Origin of the sequence: Synechococcus sp. R6-10, from assembly GCF_047461815.1 — a bacterium.
Classification (GTDB): Bacteria; Cyanobacteriota; Cyanobacteriia; order Thermostichales; family Thermostichaceae; genus Thermostichus.
Genome location: NZ_JANSHW010000052.1, coordinates 1 through 6813, shown reverse-complemented (window position 1 = coordinate 6813; position 6813 = coordinate 1). Strand labels below are relative to the sequence as shown.

Annotated in this window: 7 protein-coding genes; 1 reads left to right on the top strand and 6 read right to left on the bottom strand. The window is 56.7% G+C overall.

Features of this window, described 5'->3' with window-relative positions; translation table 11 throughout:
• Nucleotides 1–237 precede the first annotated feature (237 nt).
• The 4 genes from NW837_RS01675 to NW837_RS01660 form a co-directional block, all read right to left on the bottom strand.
• Entirely contained in the window at nt 238–1206 is a 969-nt protein-coding gene (locus NW837_RS01675) for a Gfo/Idh/MocA family protein (RefSeq protein WP_414328990.1), read from the bottom strand.
• A gap of 309 nt (nt 1207–1515) precedes the next feature.
• Nucleotides 1516–2175 (bottom strand): (2Fe-2S) ferredoxin domain-containing protein, encoded by a 660-nt coding sequence (locus NW837_RS01670; RefSeq protein ID WP_414328988.1) that lies wholly within the window; start codon nt 2173–2175, stop codon nt 1516–1518.
• On the bottom strand, nt 2159–2437 hold the full coding sequence (locus tag NW837_RS01665) for an Asr1405/Asl0597 family protein (RefSeq protein ID WP_414328987.1): 279 nt from the start codon (nt 2435–2437) through the stop codon (nt 2159–2161). The genes NW837_RS01670 and NW837_RS01665 overlap by 17 nt, the downstream gene beginning before the upstream one ends.
• A gap of 123 nt (nt 2438–2560) precedes the next feature.
• Nucleotides 2561–3112, bottom strand: a complete 552-nt coding sequence (locus tag NW837_RS01660) for a Dps family protein (RefSeq protein ID WP_414328986.1) — start codon at nt 3110–3112, stop codon at nt 2561–2563.
• Nucleotides 3113–3399: 287 nt separating this feature from the next.
• Here NW837_RS01660 and NW837_RS01655 point away from each other — a divergent pair, with 287 nt between their 5' ends.
• Nucleotides 3400–4662 carry a YcjF family protein gene (locus NW837_RS01655; protein ID WP_414328985.1) on the top strand — a complete coding sequence of 421 codons (1263 nt, stop codon included), beginning with the start codon at nt 3400–3402 and terminating at the stop codon, nt 4660–4662.
• Here the strand turns inward: NW837_RS01655 and NW837_RS01650 are convergent.
• Nucleotides 4654–5634, bottom strand: coding sequence for a glycosyltransferase family 2 protein (locus tag NW837_RS01650; protein WP_414328984.1), 981 nt, complete (start codon nt 5632–5634; stop codon nt 4654–4656). The two genes, NW837_RS01655 and NW837_RS01650, sit on opposite strands and share 9 nt — an antisense overlap.
• A gap of 71 nt (nt 5635–5705) precedes the next feature.
• Nucleotides 5706–6596, bottom strand: coding sequence for an Hsp33 family molecular chaperone HslO (gene hslO, locus NW837_RS01645; RefSeq protein ID WP_414328989.1), 891 nt, complete (start codon nt 6594–6596; stop codon nt 5706–5708).
• Between the last annotated feature and the right edge of the window lie 217 nt (nt 6597–6813).

Genomic DNA, 6813 nt, shown 5'->3' with positions numbered 1-6813 from the left:
CCATCCTGTCTATTTTCAGGGATCCCTGTATTGCCAGTATGGTCATTTCAATTAAACTAGGGCACTGCACCCACACCTAAAACTCTGAGTGCAGCAGGCTATAGGGCTTTTCAAGGACTCCGTCCCGCTGGCGCGATCAGCAGCCCAGGCGTCTCACCTTAACCTGAAATGACCATAACATCCCAGTGAAACTCCCCATTGCGTAGCTCCCCTCTCTCAAGGGGAGAGGGACTTCCCTTAGGGCCAATCCTGAACGCAAACCACCTGCTGGGTTTGGGCAGATCGCTCGGCTGCCTCGGCCACCGCCAGGGCGTGGAGCATGTTTTCAGTATGGATATAGAGGGGTCTGCCGTGGCGCAGGTGATCCAGCACCATGCGGGTGTCTTGCTCGAACAGGCCGTGGCGGGATCCCGTCTCTAGAGGGTGGGCGCTGCCGGGCCGCAGCAACGTTGCCTCTTCGCCGTTGATCAATAGGCCCCCCCGTTGACCGTGGAACTCCAGTAGCCGCTGCGAGCACCACAGGGAATCCCCCTTGCCATAGGTCAACACCGCCAGCAATCCACTGGCAAAACTCAGCTGGGCTGTGCAGTAGCAACTGCTGTAGCGGTGGGGCAGATCCGGCCCGTCGTAGCGCAGTTGGCAGCTCACCCGTTCCACCTTGCCCAACAAGTCCACCAAGCGGTGGATGCGAGAAACGGCCCCCATGAGGGGGAAGCCAAACAACTCAGGCCGATAGGTCCAGCGATCGGGGGCGGGGTGGGTGGCGGTGAGAGTGATGTAGCGAACGGCAAACAGCTTGCCCAGCCCTTCCAGCTCTCGTTTCAGCAACCGGTGAACGCCGCTAATTAGCTCGATGTGTTCGACGTGCAGCAGCACTTGCCGCTCGGCTGCCAATTGCACCAAGGAACGCGCTTCGGCAGCGCTGAGGGCGAGGGGATATTCCACGACGGTGTGGATCCCTGCCTCCAGAGCAGCACGGGCAATGGCGGCATGATCCCGATTGATGGTGCTGACAAAAACCAGATCCAGCCGCTGCTCGCCCAACAGAGAAGACCAGTCCGAATAGGCGACGGCCCCCAACTCGGCGGCAAAAGCATCGCTCCGGTCGGGAGCTCGACCGGCAACAGCGACAATCTGCACTTGCCCATCTTTGCGCAAGGCCTCGGCCCGTGAGCGAGCTGCGTAGCCGGTGCCGATGATCCCCACCCGCAAGGTTTGTTCCCTCCCCTAGCCTGCCTCTGTCTGTAGCATCACACAGGAGGGATCCCTTCCACCAGCTGGCAATCGGGATCTCGCTCTCCCCAGGTCTACTGCTGCACCCTTTGCACCATTCATTTCCGATTGCAGCAACCTGTGTGATTGTGTTGGCTCTCCTCTCCCGGGGGGCAAGGGCAGTCAATTGCAGCCCACCACCGGGAAAAAGAAAGGAATCTGTCTCAAACCAACCCAAAGCGGCTCCTCTGCAGAAGGAAAATCACTCGTGCCCGCCCCACAGAGCCGTTCGCCGATGGAGGGTCAGCGTGGGCATTGGGAAGAAGCCGCTGTCTCAACCTGCTGTACCCGCGACGCAATGGCAAAATGCCGCTCCAACAGATCCGGGATCCCTTGGGGGGAAACGCCGCTATAACGGGCTTTGTCGGGCATAAACACCACATGGGGGCCCCGTTTGCAATCTTTCATGCAGCCCACCCCCTGCACGCAAATCGAACCAGAGTAGGCGGCCAAGTGGGCGTTCAGGGCTTGCATCACCGCTCCGGCCCCACGCCGATAACAGTCGGATTTCTGGCAGACCAGCACCTTACCTTTGATGTCTGTACCTTTGATATCTCCTTTGATATCTGTGATGTTTGGAGCAACCGGTTCGGAAGCTGCCTCAGCCCCAGAAGCCGAAGACAAACCCCCCGCCCTCTCTCCGAGGGGAACCACCCGGTAAAGCACCCACTTCTCTCGCCCTTTGTGCGGATCCACCTCCCGCTCCCCACAGATCTGCACGGTGTCTCCAGGTTTGAGGGTGCGGTAAAGGGCAGAACGCAGGGGCTTGGGGATCTTGCCGGAAAAAATGTCAGCCCCAGCCTGCCAACGCAGGTACTTGAGCTTGCCATCCTTATCGGGAAGAAATCCCAAAAACTGGCCCTCCGACTCAAACGGGATTCCTTGCTTAGGGAACTTGCTCATCTTGACCCCCAGCCTCTGTGTTGAGCTGCCAACAAGCCTCTAGGCCATCCAATAGCTCCTGTCGTCGCGCTGTGTGCTGACGGATCACACTGCGCACCTGTAGAACAGCCAATGGAGTACTCACCTCCACCCGCAGACGACCATCTCCTGTACAAATCGCCGGGATCCCCAATTCCATCAGCCGCCGACCAACGCGCCAGCGCTCGCCCAGAGGAATGTTCAAGAGATAGCCGCGCTCAGAGTCCAGAAAGACGGGGTTCATGGCCGGGATCAGCACCTCAGAGTAAAGAATAGTGAAGAGATGAAACAAATTCTCAATAGCCTTTCAAAAAAAAGCCAGAGGCCGGAAGCTAGGCAGGCTCAAGCCCACCTGTAGACCCTCTGGCTAGACTCTGCCGTTCATCAAGCCAAAGACCAGGCTATCGTTGGCCAGGAAGTGATGGAGATGGAAAGCGCGATCCTCTGTTTTCAACAGGATTTGCTCGTAGAGGTAGCGAGTGGCCCGATCCCCAAGGCTCTCCGCCTGGGCTGCCTGTCGCCGCAGCAGATCGATGATGGCCTGCTCTGCCGCCAGGTCGTTCATCAACATTTGCCGCGCCCCAAAAGCTCCATCCGGCTCAGGGGTAAAACAGCAGAGCTGGGCCAAGCCGCTGAAGGTGGCTACCGGCACACCTCCCAGACCTTCCAGGCGCTCTCCCAAGTCGTGGACATGCTCCCTCACCTGCTCGTAATGATCTTTGAAAAGCTGGTGCAGCGGATAGAACTCAGTGCCTTCTACCACGAAGTGATGCTTTTGGTACTGCAAATACAGCCCCTGGAAGCTGGCCAGCAGGGCGTTCATCCCCTCGCAAACCGGCTGGGTTATCTCAGTGCCAAGCAAGACAGGATTGTCGCGCACGCTGTTGAAAGACTGGCGCAGGGTTGAAGTTTCGGACATAAAATTCTCCAGCACAAGTTAAGAGGAGCTGCGAATCCTAAACTGCCCGCCATAGCGGGCCTGGGATCCCTGGGTGTTTATCTCCAAATCTAGCATAGTGCAGAAAATGGCTCTTGTGAATAACTCTCAATAAGCCCGTTGTTGCAGATCCCTTTGGAGTGGGATCAGGGCGCAGACAGATTGGCTCTTGGCTAGGTCAGTCTCCGGTATCGGAAGAAACTTGGCAGTAGGATCCGCCCTGAACTACCTTTGTGGGGCTATCGGCCTTAGGGGAAGAAGCAAGAAGCATGTCTCAGAAAAGCCCATCCTTCTTAGAGAAACTGACTGACCTAACCCGCCAAATTGTTGACCGTGCCCGAGGCATCCCAGAAGCTTCTGAATCTCTCGAGAAGCCAGAAGCCTTTAAGTCTTTCTGGAATTCGGTGTCTCAGATACTACAGAAGGACCTCCTAGAGGCGCAGACAGAGTTGGGCCACTGCAACATCCTGGTCATTGGCAAAAGCGGGGTGGGCAAGAGCACCTTGGTCAATGCAGTGTTTAGAGATGAGCTGGCCCGTACCGGTGTTGGCAGCCCCGTCACCCGCCACATTCGTCAGTATTCCAAGCCAGGTTGCCCAATCACCATCTACGATACACCTGGCATGGAACTAGACGGTGAACAGAATCAGCAAGTTCGCCTGGAGGTTTCCCAGCTTATCGAGGAGCTGCGCTTTAAGGATCCTGAACATCACATCCATGTTGTTTGGTACTGCCTCCACCACGAACTGAAGCGGTTGGAGGAAGTTGAACGCAAATGGCTAAAGGAGTTGGAACTCAAAGACGTTCCCGTCATCTTGGTCTTAACCCAATGCTTGGAATATCCCAATCCTGAAGAGAGCGAGTTTTTCCGGTATTTGCAGCATCAAAATTTGCCTGTCCGCTACATTGTTCCCGTTTTGGCCCGCAACAAGGCGATTACCCGGCAAATTACCATTCCTGCCCACGGGCTGGAGCACCTAATTGGCTGCACGCTAGAGCTTTTGCCGGAAGTGGCTCGCCTTGCCTTTATCCGCCAGCAATTGCTGCGGGTGGATCTCAAAGCCGAGGCTGCCTTTAAGTACGTATCAGGCTATGTGGCCAGTGCAGCGTTTATCGGGGCAGTGCCCCTTCCCTTTGCAGATGCCCCTCTGTTGGTTACAGCCCAAGCAGGCATGATTGCCAATATCAGCTTTATTTTTGGCTTCGAGGCTTCCCCTTCTTTTTACTACTCTTTGATAGCCGCTTTGGCAGGCACTACAATTACAACAGCAATCGGGCGAACGATTGTGTCCAACTTGCTGAAGATGATTCCCGGCCCGGGGATTGTAGGCAGCGCTATCCAATCCACTACGGCAGCCACCCTCACTCTCTCTCTGGGCCTGGCCTATATCGAGCTGATGAAGGCCATCGCCCGCGCCAAAATCCAAGGGATCCAGCTATCTCCAGAAGAGATGAAAGATATCTTTATACGCGAGTACCAAAGTTATGTTGCCTCGGGATCCAAAACTCTGAAAGATGACTTTTCATCCTAGCTTTTGCGTAGGTACTGAATCTAGGGCAGGGGAAGGTCGTGGGGTCTCAAACCCAAAGGTGCCATCGACCAGGTAGAGGGGGCGGCCTTTCACTTCTTCAAAAACGCGGCCTAAATACTCGCCAATCACGCCCAAGCTGATCAGCTGGATCCCGCCCAAAAACAAGATCATCACCGCTAAAGAGGCATAGCCAGGTACATCGGAGCCAAAGAGCAAGGTGCGGATGATGAGAAAAAGGCCATACAAAAAGGCTGGAACCGAGATCGCCAACCCTATGTAGCTCCACACCCGCAACGGCCAAGAGCTAAAAGAGGTGATGCCTTCTATGGCTAGGTTCCACAGCCGCCAGTAGTTCCACTGGGTTTTGCCGCGAAAGCGGGGGGCGCGATCGTAAAAAATGGCCGTTTGCCGGTAGCCCACCCAGGCAAAGATCCCTTTCATAAAGCGGGTGCGCTCTCGCAGCTGTTTAACTGCCTCCACCACCTGCCGATCCAGCAGTCGAAAATCTCCTGTATTGCGCGGGATCCGCACCTGGCTGAGTTGATCAATCAACCAATAGAAGCCGTTGGCTGTAAAGCGTTTTAGCCAGCTCTCCCCGCGGCGGCTGCGGCGCACCGCATAAACCACCTGATAGCCCTGCCGCCACTGCTGCAGCATCTCCGGGATCAGCTCCGGCGGATCTTGCAAGTCGGCATCGATGGGAACAACAGCTCGACCAGAGGCGTGATCGAGGCCGGCAGTAAGGGCGATCTCCTTGCCATAGCAACGGGAAAGGTTCACCACTTTGATACGGGGATCCCGACGATGGAAGGCAATGAGCTTTTCCAGCGTGTTGTCTTGGCTGCCATCGTTGACACAGATAATCTCGTAGGGGATCCCCAGCGGCTCCAAGGTAAGTTGCAGACGCTCAAACAGGTGTTCCAGGTTATCCGCCTCATTTTTGCAGGGGACAACAACCGATAATTCAACCAACTCAACCGGGGGCTCAGACAACATCGAGAGGTGTCAGAATCGGGATCCCGTAGTTGGCCATCATTGTGCCATCAGGGGGTGGCCGACATCTCCGCCACAATCGAGCGCAGCTCGTCTTCCGAGATGCGGTAGACCTCGTTGCAGAATTGGCAAACCGCTTCTGCCCCCTTGTCGGTGTGGATCATATCGAGCAACTCGTCCCGCCCCAGCATGCGCAGGGCCCCCTTCACTCGGTCGGAATTGCACTTGCAGTAGAAGCGGATGGTGCGCATTTCCGGCGCAATTTTCAGATCCAAGTCGCCCAGGCAGATTTGCAACAGCTCCCGCAAGCCGCCGCCACCAGCCAACATCGGGCTAAATTCTTCCACTTTGGCCAAACGGGCTTCCATCTCTGGGATCAGACTGGCCGGCGCCCCTGGCATCAGCTGCAACAACACTCCGCCGGCGGCGCGTACCCGCTGTGAGTCGAGATTTACTCCCAGAAGGACTGCCGAGGGAATCTGCTCTGAGGAGGAGAGGTAGTAGGTGATGTCGTCTCCCACCTCTCCCGAAACCAGCTCCACCGCGCTGGTGTAAGGCTGGCCATACCCCAGATCCCGCAGCACATGGAGGTAGCCATAGCGCCCAACGGCTTGGCCCACATCCAACTTGCTCTCGGCAGTGAGAGGAAGCTCAATGGCGGGGTTGCTCACATACCCGCGTACCGTGCCATCCAAGCCGGCATCCACCCAGATGTTGCCCAAGGGGCCATTCCCTTTCAGTTGTAGGTTAATCCGCGCCTGGCGTCGCTTCAAGTTGGCCGCCAGCAACAGGGCTGCGCTCATGGCCCGCCCCAAGGCCACTGTCGCCACATAGGAGAGCTTGTGCCGCTCCCTTGCCTCTTGTACCGCCTGGGTGGCCACCAAGCCCACCACTCGGATTTTGCCTTCTGCCGCCGTGGCCCGGATGAGGTGATCCGGCAGAGATGAGGGCGTACCCTCAGAAATACCTTTCGCTCGCTTCAATCGTTCTGACCCAGAGGCATCCGTCATCGCAACCTCAACGCATGTCTTAAACCAAGCCTGCAGGGATCCCCTGGCGACTCAGCCTTCATTCTAAGTGAGTCTAAGTAAACTACCCGACACCCGCGCTATGCGCAGGGTGCGGGCTTTATCCCAATCCCTAGCGGCCCCAGAGGAC